13 protein-coding genes are annotated in these 16,163 nt (G+C 65.6%); 9 read left to right on the forward strand and 4 right to left on the reverse strand.

Going from position 1 to position 16,163, the window contains the following annotated elements:
* Positions 1 to 65 precede the first annotated feature (65 nt).
* A complete protein-coding gene (locus ACSQ3M_RS09020) occupies positions 66 to 1,448 on the reverse strand; it encodes an ABC transporter substrate-binding protein (RefSeq protein WP_436149725.1) in 1,383 nt (460 codons plus the stop codon).
* A gap of 305 nt (positions 1,449 to 1,753) precedes the next feature.
* Between ACSQ3M_RS09020 and ACSQ3M_RS09025 the strand changes: the two genes are divergently transcribed.
* The 3 genes from ACSQ3M_RS09025 to ACSQ3M_RS09035 all read left to right on the forward strand — a co-directional run bounded on the left by ACSQ3M_RS09025 (position 1,754) and on the right by ACSQ3M_RS09035 (position 5,997).
* A complete protein-coding gene (locus ACSQ3M_RS09025) occupies positions 1,754 to 2,740 on the forward strand; it encodes an ABC transporter substrate-binding protein (protein ID WP_436149726.1) in 987 nt (328 codons plus the stop codon).
* Positions 2,741 to 2,768: 28 nt separating this feature from the next.
* Entirely contained in the window at positions 2,769 to 4,514 is a 1,746-nt protein-coding gene (locus tag ACSQ3M_RS09030) for an ABC transporter permease (RefSeq protein ID WP_436149727.1), read from the forward strand.
* Positions 4,515 to 4,692: 178 nt separating this feature from the next.
* Complete coding sequence (locus ACSQ3M_RS09035; protein ID WP_436149728.1) at positions 4,693 to 5,997, forward strand: diguanylate cyclase; 1,305 nt, start codon at positions 4,693 to 4,695, stop codon at positions 5,995 to 5,997.
* Between the two features lie 12 nt (positions 5,998 to 6,009).
* Here ACSQ3M_RS09035 and ACSQ3M_RS09040 read toward each other — a convergent pair whose 3' ends face one another.
* Positions 6,010 to 6,948: a LysR family transcriptional regulator gene (locus ACSQ3M_RS09040; RefSeq protein WP_436149729.1), complete on the reverse strand. Its 939-nt coding sequence runs from the start codon at positions 6,946 to 6,948 to the stop codon at positions 6,010 to 6,012.
* A 121-nt stretch (positions 6,949 to 7,069) separates the two neighbouring features.
* On the opposite strand from ACSQ3M_RS09040, the gene ACSQ3M_RS09045 reads away from it, so the two are divergent.
* The 5 genes from ACSQ3M_RS09045 to ACSQ3M_RS09065 all read left to right on the forward strand — a co-directional run bounded on the left by ACSQ3M_RS09045 (position 7,070) and on the right by ACSQ3M_RS09065 (position 13,659).
* Positions 7,070 to 8,566 carry a CoA-acylating methylmalonate-semialdehyde dehydrogenase gene (locus ACSQ3M_RS09045; RefSeq protein ID WP_436149730.1) on the forward strand — a complete coding sequence of 499 codons (1,497 nt, stop codon included), beginning with the start codon at positions 7,070 to 7,072 and terminating at the stop codon, positions 8,564 to 8,566.
* A 25-nt stretch (positions 8,567 to 8,591) separates the two neighbouring features.
* Positions 8,592 to 9,740 (forward strand): isobutyryl-CoA dehydrogenase, encoded by a 1,149-nt coding sequence (locus ACSQ3M_RS09050; protein ID WP_436149731.1) that lies wholly within the window; start codon positions 8,592 to 8,594, stop codon positions 9,738 to 9,740.
* Positions 9,741 to 9,752: 12 nt separating this feature from the next.
* On the forward strand, positions 9,753 to 10,739 hold the full coding sequence (gene mmsB, locus ACSQ3M_RS09055) for a 3-hydroxyisobutyrate dehydrogenase (protein WP_436150292.1): 987 nt from the start codon (positions 9,753 to 9,755) through the stop codon (positions 10,737 to 10,739).
* 81 nt (positions 10,740 to 10,820) lie between these two features.
* Positions 10,821 to 11,777 carry an NAD(+) diphosphatase gene (gene nudC, locus ACSQ3M_RS09060; protein WP_436149732.1) on the forward strand — a complete coding sequence of 319 codons (957 nt, stop codon included), beginning with the start codon at positions 10,821 to 10,823 and terminating at the stop codon, positions 11,775 to 11,777.
* 238 nt (positions 11,778 to 12,015) lie between these two features.
* Positions 12,016 to 13,659 carry a calcium-binding protein gene (locus ACSQ3M_RS09065; RefSeq protein WP_436149733.1) on the forward strand — a complete coding sequence of 548 codons (1,644 nt, stop codon included), beginning with the start codon at positions 12,016 to 12,018 and terminating at the stop codon, positions 13,657 to 13,659.
* Positions 13,660 to 13,785: 126 nt separating this feature from the next.
* On the opposite strand, the gene ACSQ3M_RS09070 is transcribed toward ACSQ3M_RS09065, so the two are convergent.
* Complete coding sequence (locus ACSQ3M_RS09070) at positions 13,786 to 14,640, reverse strand: prephenate dehydratase (protein WP_436149734.1); 855 nt, start codon at positions 14,638 to 14,640, stop codon at positions 13,786 to 13,788.
* A gap of 8 nt (positions 14,641 to 14,648) precedes the next feature.
* A complete protein-coding gene (locus ACSQ3M_RS09075; RefSeq protein ID WP_436149735.1) occupies positions 14,649 to 15,392 on the reverse strand; it encodes a 3-deoxy-manno-octulosonate cytidylyltransferase in 744 nt (247 codons plus the stop codon).
* A gap of 173 nt (positions 15,393 to 15,565) precedes the next feature.
* Between ACSQ3M_RS09075 and ACSQ3M_RS09080 the strand changes: the two genes are divergently transcribed.
* A complete protein-coding gene (locus ACSQ3M_RS09080; protein WP_436149736.1) occupies positions 15,566 to 16,111 on the forward strand; it encodes a c-type cytochrome in 546 nt (181 codons plus the stop codon).
* The last annotated feature ends 52 nt before the right edge of the window (positions 16,112 to 16,163 follow it).

The following is a 16,163-nucleotide window of genomic DNA, read 5'->3' on the forward strand; positions in this document are numbered from 1 at the left end:
GGGTCAGCATCCCGCGACGCTTGCCGCCGCGGGATGCTGTATCGTTCAGGCAGCGATGGCCGGCGTCAGCCGGCGATCTGCTTGATGCGGGCGATCATCTCGTCGACCGCCTGCTCCGGCGCGACCTTGTCGACCAGGACGCGGTTGATCGCCTTGGCCCAGACGTTCTCGGCGTTCACGGCGGTGAACTTGTAGTTGTAGACGAACTGGAAGGGGATCGTGCCCGAGCTGAACTGCTTGTAGACCAGCGCGCGGTGCGGATCCTTGCCGTCGGTCCAGAACGGGCTGGCGAGCCCGGACTTGGTCGTCGGCAGCCAGCGCCCGAGCGAGCCCTCGACGAAGGGGCGCAGATTCTCGTCCTTCATCATGAAGGCCATGAACTCCTTGCCGCGCTTCTTGTTCTTGCCGTCGGCGAAGACGACCGCGGTCTTCACCGCAGCCAGGTTCGGAAGCGGCTTACCGTCGGGCTTGTCGGGGAACTGGGTGGTGCGGATGTTGTCGAAATAGTTCTTCTTGGCCTGATCGCGCTGCTCCTGGGTCAGGGCCGGGTTATTGCTGTCGTCGAGATGCTTGGAGGCGATCGAGATCGTCGCGTTGTGCGTCATCGCGATCGTCTTGTTGTGGAAGGCGACGTTGTTGTCCGGGTCGAGCCAGTTGACCGAAGAGGGCGGCGTGCAGCCGCGCGAGGAGATGTTGGCGTAATCCTTCACCGCCGCGACCATCGCCGCCTTGTTCTTGGGGTCGTCGAGGACGATCTTGCCGTTCTCGTCGACGACCTTGGCGTCATGCGCATTGGCGAAGGTCAGGAAGCTGTAGAAGGTGTCGGAAGCCGCGACGCCCATCGGATGGCCGACGGCATAGATGCGCTTGCCCTTGGCCCGCAGCCCGCCCTGGACCTTGTCACACCAGAAATCCCAGTAGCCGTTCCAGCTCTTCGGGATGTCGCTTTCCTTGAAGCCGGCCTCCTCGAGCATGTCCTTCCAGTAGGTGATGTGCATCATCTGCTGCTGGATCGGGAAGGCGTAGTAGGATTTCTTCTTGGTCTTGTCGTTCATCAGCAGGGTGGTGACGAGCGAGTCGGGCAGGATGTCGCCCTTGAGCGGCTCCAGCACGTCGGTCACATCCTCGAGCTTGCCCTCGAAGGCCCATTGCCCGGTGGTGCGGAAATCATAGGTGGTGCAGAAGCCGACGTCCGGCGGCGTGCCGGCCTGGACCGCGCCGACCGACTTGGTGACGCAATCCTCGGTGGAGTAGAGGGAGAGGTCGACCTTGACGCCGGTCGCCTTCTGGAATTTGTCGACGACGGCAAGCAGCGCATCGTCCTCGCCCTTGTAGAAGCCCTTGGTGAACCAGACCGTCACCGTCTCCTGGGCGACAGCTGCTTCCGACCAGCCGGCCGCGATTGCGGCCAAGGCTGCACCAGCAGCCAACGAGCGCACGATTTTCATGAAAACCTCCCATTTAAAACGTTTAGATTGAGTTTTTTTGACCGCCTCTTCCTAAACACTAGTCGAAGAGCCCCGCAATAAACAAGCGGCTGGGTTGCACGATTTTCATGCGAAGCTCGACAAGAGGCTTCCCCATCCTCCCCCGCCAGAGCCTTGCGAATCGGCTTTGACGGCGCAGCCCGGCCGCGTCAAAGAGGGCAGTGTCACGGATGTGTCATCGATACGGCTTACCCCCCGCCGCACGATCCATATCCAGACCTTCGCGCGGCCTCATCGGCGTCGCGGCAAACTGACCGGAGTTTCACATGCGCGCCCTCGCAACCACCGCCGCCCTGGCGCTCGGCCTGGCCCTGCCGGCGATCGACGCCGCCGGCGCGGTCGAAGGCAAGCTCGTGCTCTACACCAGCCAGCCCAACACCGACGCCCAGCAGACGATCGACGCCTTCAAGGCCAAGTACCCCAAGGTCGAGGTCAGCTTCGTGCGCGACGGCACGCCGCGCGTCATGGCCAAACTCCGGGCCGAGATCGAGGCCGGCGCGCCGCAGGCCGACGTGCTTTTGATCGCCGACGCCGTGACCATGGAAGGCCTGAAGAAGGAAGGCCGCCTGCTTGCCCACGACAAGGCCGACATCTCGGCCTTCCCGGCCGGCGTGCACGACCCGGCGAAGATGTGGTTCGCGACCAAGCTGATCACGACCGGCATCGTCTACAACACCAAGGCGGCGCTGAAGCCGGAGAGCTGGCTCGACCTCGCCAAGCCCGAGGTGAAGAACCAGCTCGCCATGCCGAGCCCGCTGAACTCCGGCGCTGCGATGATCCACACGATCACGCTGACCGGCAACCTGCCGGGCGGCTGGAGCTTCTACGAGGAATTGAAGAAGAACGGCACGCTCGCCGCGGGTGCCAATGGCGACATCCTGCGCCAGGTCGCAACCGGCGAGAAGCTCTACGGCATGATCGTCGACTTCATGCCGATCCGCGAGAAGGCCAAGGGCGCTCCGGTCGAGTTCGTCTTCCCGAAGGAGGGCGTCTCGGCAGTGAGCGAGCCGGTCGCGATCCTGAACAGCAGCAAGAACCCGGAGGCGGCCAAGGCCCTGGTCGACTTCCTGATCTCGAAGGATGGCCAGGAACTCGCGCTCAAGCAGGGCTATGTCTCGGCCCATCCTGACGTTGCCCTGCCGGCCGGCTATCCGGCGCGCGGCGCGATCAAGCTGATGCCGTTCGACGCGGCCAAGGCGCTCGCCGAGGAGCCGGCGGCGCGCAAGCGCTTCAGCGCGATCTTCGAGGGCTGATCGGCAAACCGGTTTCGGCATCGACGCGATGACGCTCGCCGCCCCCGCAGAGTTCCGGCAGACCGGCATCCGCCCGGCGCTGCCGAGACTTGCTTTGCCGTCAGGCCTCGGCCTGCCGGCACTAGTGCTGCTCTGCGCGGCACTGTTCGGCGCCCTGCCCTTCCTGCGGCTGCTCGCTGCCGCCTTCGCGCCCGGCTGGCAGTTCGCGCCCGAGGGCGCGCTGGCGGAGATCAGCAGCCGCGCCGCGGTCAACGCGACCCTGCACACCTTTGAGACGGCCGGGCTCTCGGCGCTCGGCGCGCTCTTGATCGGCGGGACGGCGGCGATCCTGCTCGCGGTCACCGATGTCCGCGGCAAGCGGCCCCTCGCCTTCGCCCTCGTTTTCTCGATGATGATCGCGCCGCAGGTGGCCGCGCTCGCCTTCCTCAGCCTGTTCGCGCCGAACTCGATCCTGCTCGGCATTCTCGGGCTTTCGCCGGCTCCGGGCACGCCCAACCCGCTGCTCGGGCGCGGCGGCATCATCCTGGTGATGGCGCTGCATCATGCGCCGCTGGTGGCGATCACGCTCTGGACCGGTCTGCGCAGCGTGCCGCATGCGCTGGTCGAGGCAGCGCAGATGGAAGGCGCGGCGCCTGCGACCATCGTCGGCCGCATCCTGCTGCCGGTGCTGCGGCCGCAGATCATCGCCGCCGCCCTGCTCGCCTTCGTCGCCGGCATCGGCAATTTCGGCATCCCGGCCCTGCTCGGCCTGCCGGTGAACTATCTCACTTTGCCGACGCTGATCTATCGCCGGCTGTCGAGCTTCGGCCCGGCGGGCCTGCCTGATGCCGCAGCGCTCTCACTCCTGGTCGCGCTCGTCGCCGGCCTGGGTATCACCGCCGGTCTGCTCGCGACGCGGCGCGCCGGCGGCAAGGTCGAGATCGAGCGGCCACTGCAGCCCTTCTGGCATCTCGGCCATGCCCGACCTATCGTCTTCGCCGGGCTCTGGCTCCTGATCGCGCTCAAGCTCGGCCTGCCGCTGCTGGCGCTGATTGGCGAGGCGCTGACGCCGGCACTCGGCGTCGCACTCACCTGGCAGAATCTGACCTTCGACAAGTTCGCCGAGGTCCTGCTACGGCAGGACGTGACGGTACGCGCCTTCCGCAACTCCCTCCTCTTCGCCGGCTCGGCCGCGGTGATACTGGCGCTGCTTTCAATCGCCTTCGCCTATGGGCTGGAGCGGCGCATGGGCAAGCTCCGGCGGGTGGTCGAGGTGGTGATCGAGCTACCCTATGCCCTGCCTGGCGTCGTCCTCGCCATCGCCTGCATCCTGATGTTCCTGAAGCCATTGCCGCTCATCGGGGTGAGCATCTACGCGACGCCGTTCATCATCCTGTTCGCCTATATCGCCCGCTTCCTGCCGCTGGCCCTGAAGGCGCCGGTGGCGGCAATGGCGCAGATCGAGGCGCATCACGAGGAAGCCGCCAAGCTCGATGGCGTCACGCTCTGGCAGATGCTGCGCTTCATCGTCGCGCCGATCCTGGCGCCGGCTGCAGCGGTAAGCGGCCTGATGGTCTTCCTCGTCGCCTTCAACGAGCTCACGGTCTCGGCCCTGCTCTGGTCCTCCGGAACCGAGACGCTCGGCGTCGTGCTGTTCAGCCTGAAGGAAGCCGGCCTCGCCGGCGAAGCTGCGGCGGTGGCGATCAGCGCCTGCGTGGTGATCCTCGCCGTGATGCTCGGGCTCGATGCGCTTGGCCGCAAGCTGCCGGACAACATCCTGCCCTGGCGGATCTGAGCGACCGCCTCGGCGCGGATAAGAGTATCTTATCGCGGCGAGTCGGCCGGACATAGTTAAGCCCAATTTAACGTTACGGCAGGAAGGTCTGCCGCATGGAGTTCGCCGTTCTATCGCGAAGCAGAGCTCGAAACCTGCCGCGCACCCTCGCGGCGCCGACCGGGGACCTGTGAGCTCAATGGCCTATCGCGCAACCGGCCGCCGCCAAAGCGAACCCATTTCCGAAGAGCTCAAGATCCTCCTCGTCGAGGACTCGCGCACCTATGCGCTGGCGCTGTCGCGGCGCCTCGAAGCCGAGCTTCGCCTGCCCATCGTCGTCTGCCAGTCGCTCAACGAGCTGCACGAGGTCGTCACCGAGGATCGCGCATCCTTCACCTTGGCGGTGGTCGATCTGAACCTGCCCGACGCCCCGCGCGGCGAGGCCATCGACTTCACCGTCCAGCGCCGTATCCCGACGATCGTCCATACCGCCAGCTTCGACATCGAGACGCGCAACCGGATCATGGAGCGCGACGTCATCGATTATGTCCCGAAGGACAGCGCTTTCACGCTTGAGACCGTGGTCACTACCGCCAGGCGCGCGCTCAGCAACCGGCAGACCCGCATCCTTGTGGTCGACGACACCGCGGCAACCCGCAAGCTGCTCAGCCATATGCTGAAGGTGCAGCAATACCAGGTGGTCGAGGTGGAGTCCGGCGAGGAAGCGCTGTCACTGATCCAGGACAATCCCGACATCCGGCTGGTCGTGAGCGATTACTACATGCCGGACATGGACGGCTACGAACTGACGCGGCGCATCCGGCGCCAATTCGCCTCCGATCGGCTGCGGGTGATCGGCGTCTCGTCCTCCAGCGATCGCATGGTATCCGTGGGCTTCCTCAAGGCGGGCGCCAACGACTTCATCTCGATGCCCTTCATTCCGGAGGAGCTGCAGTGCCGGATCGCGAGCAATGTCGAGACGCTGGAGCAGATCGAGCAATTGCAGAGTCTCGCCTCGCGCGACTCCCTGACCGGCCTGTTCAATCGCCGCCATTTCTTCGCCAACGCCGACAGGCTGGTCGAGGAGGCGCGGGCAAAAGGCCGCGCCAGCGCCATGGCCATCCTCGACATCGACGACTTCAAGCGCCTGAATGATAGCCACGGCCATGATTTCGGCGACCAGGCCCTGGCGAAGGTGGCGCGCTATCTCGCCCAATCGGTCGAGGGCAACGGCCATCTGCTCGCCCGGATCGGCGGCGAGGAATTCGCCATCCTGTTCCCGGGGCTGAACGCCAAAGAGGCACTGCGCCTCAGCGATCACATCCGCCTCGACATCTCGCACGAGACGCTGCTCGTCGACGATCAGCAGGTCACGCTGACAGTCTCGATCGGCGTCGCCGAGATCGACGGGCAAGGCAGCCTGGACCAGCACCTGGTCGCCGCCGACCGCGCGCTCTACGTAGCCAAGCGCGAGGGGCGCAACTGCGTCCGCGTCGCAGCCTAGAACAGGCCAGTCTCAGCCAGCTGCAGCCAGACGCGGGCCGCCTGCAGCCGCCAGCTCACCCATCAGCAGCGCGCGATTGGCCTTCGACTCGCGCACGATGAAATCGACGACCGCCCGAACCCGGGCGACGTCCTTGAGATCGGCGTGGACGAGCAGCCAGAAGGAGCGCGTGATCGAGACGCTCTCCGGCAAGACGGGAACGAGCCGGGGCTCGTCGACCGCCATGAAGTGGTGGATCACGCCAATGCCCGCGCCGGCCGCGACCGCATTCATCTGCGCCAGCACGCTCGAACTCTGGATCTGCGCTCGCAGGCCCTTAGCGACCTCGTCGAGATAGTCGAGCTCGGGCGTGAAGATCAGATCGTCGATATAGCCGACGATACGGTGGCCGAAGAGATCCTCCGCCGCCGTGACCTGCGGCATCGCGTCGAGATAATCCTGCGAGGCGTAGAGCCCGAGACGGTAATCGCAGAGCTTGCGGGCGACGACCTTGCCCTCCTTCGGTGGAGCCAGCGTGATCGCGACATCGGCCTCGCGCTTCGACAGCGAGAGCAGGCGCGGCATGGCGATGAGCTGGAGCTCGAGTCCCGGATAGGCCTTGCCCAAGCCGGCGAAGCGCGGTGCCAGGAAGGTCGAGCCGAAACCGTCGGGCGCGCCGATCCGGACCGTGCCGGAGAGCGCCATGTCGGCGCCGCCGATCTCGCTCTGGATCGCCAGCGCCTCGGTTTCCATACTCTCGGCCTTGGCCAGCAACTGCTCGCCATGGCCGGTCAGCGCATAACCCTGCGGCCGCCGCTCGAACAGCTTGGCCTTGAGCGATTCCTCCAGCGAGGTGATGCGGCGCGAGACGGTGGCATGATCGGCGCCAAGACGGCGCGCGGCGGCGGTGAGCCGGCCGGAGCGGGCGACGGCGAGGAAGAAACGCAGGTCGTCCCAGTCGAACCGTTCCATGGCGCTGCTCCCGTATCTGTGTTTTTGCACGACGTTAGCCGATATCTGCCTATAGCCGTGCGCAAACGATAATGATAGGGGTAGCTCAAATCAGCGTCACACGACTTTAGGGGAGGATGCCATGCGTCAGATCGGTCACTTCATCGGCGGCAAGCACGTCGCTGGCACCTCGGGCCGCACGGCCGATGTCTACCAGCCGATGGACGGCTCGGTGATCGGCAAGGTCGCCCTCGCCTCGCAGCAGGAGCTGCGCGCCGCTGTCGAGAACGCGCTCGAAGCCCAGCCGAAATGGGCGGCGGTCAACCCGCAGCGCCGCGCCCGCGTGCTGATGAAGTTCCTCGACCTGATCGCGCAGAACAATGACGAGCTCGCCGAGTTGCTCGCCCGCGAGCACGGCAAGACCATTCCCGACGCCAAGGGCGACATCCAGCGCGGCGTCGAGGTCGTCGAGTTCTCGCTCGGCGTGCCCAACCTGATGAAGGGCGAGTTCACCGACGGCGCCGGCCCGGGCATCGACATCTATTCGCTGCGCCAGCCGCTCGGCGTCGTCGCCGGCATCACCCCGTTCAACTTCCCGGCAATGATCCCGCTCTGGAAGCTCGGCCCCGCCATCGCCTGCGGCAATGCCTTCATCCTGAAGCCGTCCGAGCGTGACCCCGGCGTGCCGATACGCCTTGCCGAGCTGTTCATCGAGGCTGGCGGCCCTCCCGGCATCCTCAACGTCGTCAACGGCGACAAGGAGGCGGTCGACGCCATTCTCGACGACCACGACATCAAGGCGATCGGCTTCGTCGGCTCGACCCCGATCGCCGAGTACATCTACGCTCGCGGCTGCGCCAATGGTAAGCGCGTTCAGTGCTTCGGCGGCGCCAAGAACCACATGATCATCATGCCCGACGCCGACATGGACCAGGCGGTCGATGCTCTGATCGGCGCCGGCTACGGCTCGGCCGGCGAGCGCTGCATGGCGATCTCGGTCGCGGTTCCCGTCGGCAAGGCGACCGCCGACGAACTGGTCAAGCGCCTGATCCCGCGCGTCGAGAGCCTGAAGATCGGCCCCTCCACCGACACATCAGCCGATTACGGCCCGGTCGTCACCAAGGCGGCGATGGAGAAGATCAAATCCTATGTCGACATCGGCATCGGCGAAGGCGCCAAGCTCGTCGTCGACGGCCGCGACTTCAAGATGCAGGGCTACGAGAACGGCTTCTATGTCGGCGGCTGCCTGTTCGACAACGTCACCAAGGATATGCGCATCTACAAGGAGGAGATCTTCGGACCGGTCCTCTCCGTGCTGCGCACCGAGAGCTATGACGAAGCGCTGAAGCTGACCAACGATCACGAATACGGCAACGGCACCGCGATCTACACCCGCGACGGCGATGCCGCCCGCGACTTCGCCTCGAAGGTCCAGGTCGGCATGGTCGGCATCAACGTGCCGATCCCGGTACCGCTGGCGTACTACACCTTCGGCGGCTGGAAGCGCTCGGTCTTCGGCGATCTCAACCAGCACGGCCCGGACTCGATCCGCTTCTACACCAAGACCAAGACGGTGACGGCGCGCTGGCCGTCTGGCATCAAGGACGGCGCAAGCTTCGTCATCCCGACGATGGGCTGAGGCTGGCGGCGAAGGAGACCAGGGCATGTTCTCCCTCACCGAAGACCAGATCGCCATCCGCGACATGGCCCAGGGCTTCGCAGCCGAGACCCTGGCGCCGCATGCTGTGCGCTGGGACGAGGAGAAGCATTTCCCGGTCGAGGAGATGCGCCAGGCGGCCGCCCTCGGCATGGGCGGCATCTACATCCGCGACGATGTCGGCGGCTCCGGCCTGTCGCGGCTCGACGCAGCGGTGATCTTCGAGGCGCTGTCGACGGGCTGCCCGACGGTCGCGGCCTATATCTCGATCCACAACATGTGCGCCTGGATGATCGACCGCTACGGGTCGGACGAGCAGCGGCAGAAGTACCTGCCGAAGCTCTGCACCATGGAGCATCTGGCGAGCTATTGCCTGACCGAGCCGGGCGCCGGCTCCGACGCCGCCGCGCTGAAGACCAAGGCGGTGCTCGACGGCGACCATTACGTGCTCGACGGCCAGAAGCAGTTCATTTCGGGCGCCGGCGTCGCCGACATCTATGTCGTGATGGTTCGCACCGGCGAGGCCGGCCCGTCGGGCATCTCGACCATCGTCGTCGAGAAAGGCACGCCCGGCCTCTCCTTCGGCGCCAACGAGAAGAAGATGGGCTGGAATGCCCAGCCGACGCGGGCGGTGATCTTCGAGAACTGCCGCGTCCCCGTCGCCAACCGGATCGGGCCGGAGGGCATCGGCTTCAAGATCGCCATGGCCGGGCTCGACGGCGGGCGGCTCAATATCGGCGCCTGCTCGATCGGCGGGGCGCAGGGCGCGCTCGACAAGGCAATCGGCTATGCTCAGGAGCGCAAGGCCTTCGGCAATCGCATCGCCGATTTCCAGGCGCTGCAGTTCAAGCTCGCCGACATGGCGACCGAACTGGAGGCGGCGCGGACCTTCCTCTGGCGCGCCGCGGCGGCGCTCGACGAGAAGACGCCGGATGCGACCAAGCTCTGCGCCATGGCCAAGCGCGTCGCGACCGACACCGGCTTCGAGGTCGCCAACCAGGCGCTGCAGATCCATGGCGGCTATGGCTATCTCGCCGATTACGGCATCGAGAAGATCGTCCGCGACCTCAGGGTCCACCAGATCCTCGAGGGTACCAACGAGGTGATGCGGATGATCGTGGCGCGCTCGCTGGTCGGGCGGGCGAAGGGGAATTGAAGACGCACCGTCATTCTCGGGCGGAGCGCAGCGCAGACCCGAGAATCTCCTGAAAGAGATGCTCGGGTCAGGCCCGAGCATGACGCCAATAACAGCGGGAAGGACACGACCATGAGCACCATCGCTTTCATCGGGCTCGGCAATATGGGCGGGCCGATGGCCGGCAACCTGGTCAAGGCCGGGCACAAGGTCTTTGCCTTCGACCTCTCGCAGGTCTCGAAGGATGCGGCGGCCGCGCTCGGCGTCGGCATCGCCGCTTCGGCCAAGGAAGCGGTCGCTGAGGCGGAGATCGTCGTCACCATGCTGCCGGCCGGCAAGCATGTGCTGGGGGTCTGGGCCGACATCCTCCCCGTGGTGAAGCCGGGCACGCTCTTGATCGATTCCTCGACCATCGACGTCGAGAGCGCCCGCAAGGCGCATGCGCTCGCCGCCGAGCGCGGCTGCCTCTCGCTCGACGCGCCGGTCTCCGGCGGCGTCGGCGGCGCGCAGGGCGCGACCCTGACCTTCATGGTCGGCGGCAGCGCGGACGCCTTCAAGCGCGGCGAGCCGATCCTGTCGGCCATGGGCAAGAAGGTCGTGCATTGCGGCGACGCCGGCAACGGCCAGGCGGCGAAGATCTGCAACAACATGATCTTGGGCATCTCGATGATCGGCGTCTCGGAAGCCTTTGTGCTGGCCGAGAAGCTCGGCCTGTCGCATCAGGCGCTGTTCGACGTCGCTTCTACCTCCTCGGGCCAGTGCTGGTCGTTGACGACCTATTGCCCGGTGCCGGGCCCGGTCCCGACCTCGCCGGCCAACAACGACTACAAGCCCGGCTTCGCCTCGGCGCTGATGCTGAAGGACCTGAAGCTCGCGCAGGAGGCGGCGCAGGCGGCCGGAGCCTCGACCCCGCTCGGCGCCGCCGCGGCGCAGGTCTACGGCCTTCACAATGCCTGGGGCGAAGGCGGCACCGACTTCTCCGGCATCATCCATTTGCTGCGCGGACGCGGAAACACCTAAGCGCCGGCGAACGTTCGCATACGTATAATTCTGCTTTCAACCCCGTTCCGATCGGAACGAAAGCGGAGTAGGACGGGAGGCATGAACGACGCCTCCCGCCGCAAAGAACGCTCAGCCCAGACCGGCTTCGCCACCAGCCCGCTCGACCGTCGTGCCGATCTGCGCGACCGGCCGGACGAGGTCGCCGAATTGCGGGCGCGCAGCGATGCGCGCTTCACCGTTGTCGCCGGCGAGACCCCGATCCTGTTGCGAACTGGCGCCGAGACCCAGACCGTCTGGTTCGACGAAAGCGGCGCTGACGGGCTCGGCCCGGCGCTGGACGAGGTCTTTCTTGGGCTCGATCCCGCTGGAGCGCCGCGCTTTGGCCGGCTGATCGACCGCGAGTTGCTGGAAGGCCTGCGAGAGCAGGCGGTGCTCATCGTCAGCGACCTGCGCAGCGTCGCGCTGAAGCGGCTGGTGCCGAAGGAGGAACTCGGCCCGCTCGGCGAGGCCAAGGCCCTGCTCGACTGGCATGCGCGCCATCGCTGCTGCGCCCAATGCGGCGCGCCGACGAAACTCGGCTCGGCCGGCTGGAAGCGGCAATGCGAGGCCTGCGGCGCCCAGCATTTCCCGCGCACCGACCCGGTCGTGATCATGCTGGCGGTGCGCGGCGACAACTGCCTGCTGGCGCGCCAGGCGCGCTTTGCGCCCGGCATGTATTCCTGCATCGCCGGCTTCGTCGAGCCGGGCGAGACCTTTGAGGACGCGGTCCGCCGCGAGACCTGGGAGGAAGCCGGCCTGCGCACCGGCACGGTGCGCTACATCGCCTCGCAGCCCTGGCCCTTCCCGGGATCGCTGATGATCGGCTGCATCGCCGAGGCGCTGAACGATGACATCGTTCTGGATGGCACCGAGCTCGAGGCCGGCCGCTGGTTCAGCCGCGCCGAGGCGCTGCAGATGCTGGAGGGCAAGCACCCCGACGAGCTGTTCTGCCCGCCGCATATGGCGATCGCCAACACGATCCTGAAAGCCTGGGCGGTGGATGGCGAGGAGCCGTAGGGCGCCAATTCTGTCGAGACCGTCAAGCCGCCGCGCCTCGCTGACGTTCTGAAGTCGGGCCAGGGGCCGCGCAGGGCGCTCTAGGCCCGCCAAGCTATTTCCTCGCTGCCATTTGCGTCGTCGCCGTCAGCTATTGGTATGAGTCCGCTGCCAAAAGCCAGGCCACCCCTTGTTCTCGCTAAACGGGTACGCTAGCAACAATGCTACCTTGATCGGCTGCATGTACCCGGGTCGCTGAATGGCTACGCTAGTTCGCTACAATGTTGGCCCCGGCACGGGCACGGTTCCTTGGCACAATACGATCACCTATAATTTCACAAGTCAGAACGGCGGGACGCTCCTTGTCCTGACGAATCTCGACGGCACGCGGACGCAGGTTGTCGGCACGGGCTTCACATTCGATGGAAGCAACGAGCCAACTGGCGGCACCGTCACCGGCCTTATCCGCACGACCGCCGATGGAAGCACGATCATCGAGCAGGTGACGGGCACGTCGATCTCGCTCACCAGTTTCCGGCAGTCCATCAGCTGGGAGTTGGGTGGTGCTCTCTCCGGAGCGGACCAACTGACGGGCAGCGCAGCCTCAGACTTCCTGTATGGTCATTCGGGCAACGACGTGCTCGACGGTGGCACCGGGGACGATACTCTGTTTGGGGGCACCGGTAATGACACCTATATTGTCGATTCAAGCAGGGACTGGATCGAAGAGGTCTACAACAGCGGAATCGACACAGTTCTGTCATATGCATCTTCCTATATATTGAACCACGACGTTGAAAATCTGACCGGAATGCTCTCGTCCGGCCAGACATTACTAGGCAATGAGCTTTCAAATACAATTCGCGGCGGCGCTGGCAACGACCTTCTGAACGGCTGGGAAGGGGCCGATGTTATGATCGGCGGCGCGGGGAACGACACCTATTCGGTCGACACCTGGAACGACATCATCGTCGAAGCAGCCGGAGAGGGCATCGACACCGTAGTCGTTGCAAGAGGCTCGTACACCCTTCCTGACCATGTCGAGAACGCGGAAGCGCAGTTTTCCGGCAGCGGCCAGACCATCACCGGCAATGCCGGCAACAACAGGCTGACAGGCAGCCTCGGCGCCGACGTCCTGGTGCTCGGCGAGGGCGATGACGTTGCCAACGGCCTCCTCGGCAACGACTACATCTATGGCGGCTCCGGCAATGACTGGGCCTCCGGTGGTCCCGGCGTCGACGTCCTGCTGGGCGGGGCCGGGAGCGACACCCTGTTTGGCGATGCCAATGACGATTACCTGTATGGCGAGGCCGATCGCGACTACCTGATCGGCGGAGATGGCAACGACGTCCTCTATGGCGGCGACGGCATCGATGTCCTGATCGGCGAGGATGGTGCCGATTGGCTCCTCGGCGATGCTGGCAGCGACTATCTCTACGGTGGCAACGGCAACAACGTCTATTTCGGCGGCGACGGTAACGACATCATTGTCGGCGGCCGCGGTCATGAGACCGCTTTTGGCGACGCTGGCCAGGACTACTTCTACATGGGCGACGGCAACGACGTCATGTACGGCGGCGCCGGGGTCGATGTCCTTCTCGGAGAGGGAGGGGACGACACCTTCGACGCCGGCTCCGGCGTCGATTATCTCTTCCTCGGCTCGGGCAACGACACCGTCATCATCAATGGCGGGTCGGGTATCCAGGTGGTCAACGAGTTCACGCCTGGCGGAGGCGATGTCGTGAGCTTCATTGGGACCGACCTAAAGGACTTCGCCACTCTGAAGGCAAATACCTATGATTACGGCTCCTTCAGCATCATCCAGGTCGATGCGGACACCGCCATCTGGCTGATCGGCGTCACACCGTCGCAGTTCACCGGAGCGGAGTTTTACTTCGGCTGAGTCCGTGAGCGTCCAAGCGCTCCGATCTTTGCGATGGCCGGTGCGTAAACGCTCCGGCCAAGCTGTCGGGCGCAGCGGGTCCAGGTTGACCTGTCTGCGCGGACATGAACCGTTTTCCCCGGTCCTTTACTCGCCCGGCTCGGGGAAGCTGTCGCGGAAAGCGTGCGCCGGGTAGACGCCGAGGATCTTCATCTCCTTCGAGAAGAAGGCGAGTTCGTCGAGCGCGCGGCGCAGCGCCGGGTCGTCGGGATGGCCCTCGACGTCGCTGTAGAACATCGTCGCCGAGAAATGGCCGTCGACCATGTAGCTTTCCAGCTTGGTCATGTTGACGCCGTTGGTGGCAAAGCCGCCGAGCGCCTTGTAGAGCGCCGCCGGCAGGTTGCGGACCTGGAAGATCAGCGTCGTCACCGTCTTGCCGGCACCCTGACGGGCGAATTCGGGATATTTCGAGAGCACGACGAAGCGCGTGGTGTTGTGCTTCTCGTCCTCGATGTCCTCCATCAGGATCTTGAGGCCGTAGACCTCGGCGGCGATGTGCGGTGCAATCGCCGCACGCGTCGTGTCGCCCGCCTCGGCCACCTGCCTGGCGGAACCGGCGGTGTCGGCCGCGACCTCGGCCTTGAGGCCGAGCTTGCGGATGATCTTGCGGCACTGACCGAGCGCGTGGATATGGCTCTGCACCGTCTTCAGGGTCGCCAGCGTCGCGCCCTCGACCGCCATCAGATGAAAGCGGATCGGCAGGAAATGCTCGCCGATGATGTGCAGGCCGGAGCGCGGCAGCAGATGATGGATGTCGGCGACGCGGCCAGCGATCGAGTTGTCGATCGGGATCATGCCGTAGCGGGCGGCGCCGTCCGAGACCGCCGCAAGCGCGTCCTCGAAGGTCCGGCAGGGCAGCAGTTCGCAATCCGGGAAGACCTGGAGGGCGGCCTGCGAGGAGAAGGCTCCGGGCTCGCCCTGATAGGAAACGACGACTGACATTGGGGTCTTCAGGCTCCGGCGTGGGACTTCAGGAACGTGCGGGCGCGCTCCAGATCAGGGGGTGTGTCGACGCCTCGCGGGACGTGATCGATGATCATGGCGTCGATGCGCATGCCGTCCTCGAGGGCGCGCAGCTGCTCGAGCTTCTCGCGCAGTTCGAGCGGCGACTGCGGCAGGCTGACGAAGCGATCGAGCGCGCGGCGGCGATAGGCGTAGAGGCCGACATGGTGATAGAGCGGGCCATCGCCGTAAGGCGCCGTCGCCCTGGTGAAATAGAGCGCGCGCATCCGGCCGGGGGAAATCTCGCTGCCGATCAGTTTGACCACGCTCGGCGCGGTTTTCTCCTCTTCATCGGTGATCACGCCGGCCAGCGTCGCGATATCGACGGCCGGATCGGCCAGCGGCTCCACCGCCGCGGCGATCGCAGTCGGCGCCAGCGTCGGGAAATCGCCCTGGACGTTGACGATGATGTCGTGCCTGCCCTCGGGGTCGACGATGTCGGCTGCTTCCTTGATGCGATCGGAGCCGGTCTGGTGCTTGGGGCTGGTCATCACCGCCCGCCCGCCAGCCTCTTCGATCGCCGCGACGATGCGGGCCTCGTCGGTTGCGACCACGACCTCGCCGACGCCCGATTCCATGGCACGGCGCCAGACGCGAACGATCATCGGCTCGCCCAGAATGTCAGCCAGAGGCTTACCCGGCAGGCGCGTCGCCTGCATGCGGGCCGGGATCAGGATCAGCGGGTTGGGCATTGTCTGGGGAAAGCTCGCGGGGCGGCAAAAGGTCTCAAAGCGGAGCGTGCTTATACGAGTTGCAATGCAGCGCGCAAAGCGGTTAAGCAGCGCTGACGTGCCGGTGCCTGCGAGGGTCCGGCCGCAGCGCTGTCTTGCTTCGCCGACGGGCGGGCCGGGGGTTGTGAGAGACGATGAATATCGAACTGAACAAGATCGCTGGCGCGGGCCTTTCGACCCTGCTCGTCGTGATGGCCTTGAACATGACGGCTGGCATCGTCTTCGCCCCGAAGAAGCCGGCCGTTCCCGGCTACGACCTGCCGAGCCTCGAGCCGGCTGCGGCTGGCGGCGCCGGCGCCCCGACGGCAGTTGCAGAGGAGCCGATCGCGGTGCGCCTCGCCAAGGCCGATCCGGCCAAGGGTGAAAAGGCTGTCGGCGCCTGCAAGGCCTGCCACACCTTCGAAAAGGGCGGCGCCAACAAGGTCGGCCCGCATCTCTACGACGTCTATGGCCGCAATGAAGGCTCGGTCACAGGGTTCGGCTATTCGGCCGCGATGAAGGGCCGTGGCGACAAGAGCTGGGACGCCGATGCGCTCGACCACTTCCTGAAGAGCCCGAAGGCTTACGTCCCGGGCACCATCATGGCCTTTGCCGGCCTGAGCAAGCCCGAGCAGCGCGCCGACGTCATCGCCTATCTGAATACGCTGGCCGAGGCGCCGAAGCCGCTGCCGAAGCCCTGATTTGGCCGCGCCTTTCGCGCCAATGTGACCACATGAGCCGGGCCCAAAGCCC

This window comes from Allobosea sp. LjRoot90 (genome assembly GCF_964254315.1).
Taxonomy (GTDB): Bacteria; Pseudomonadota; Alphaproteobacteria; order Rhizobiales; family Beijerinckiaceae; genus Allobosea.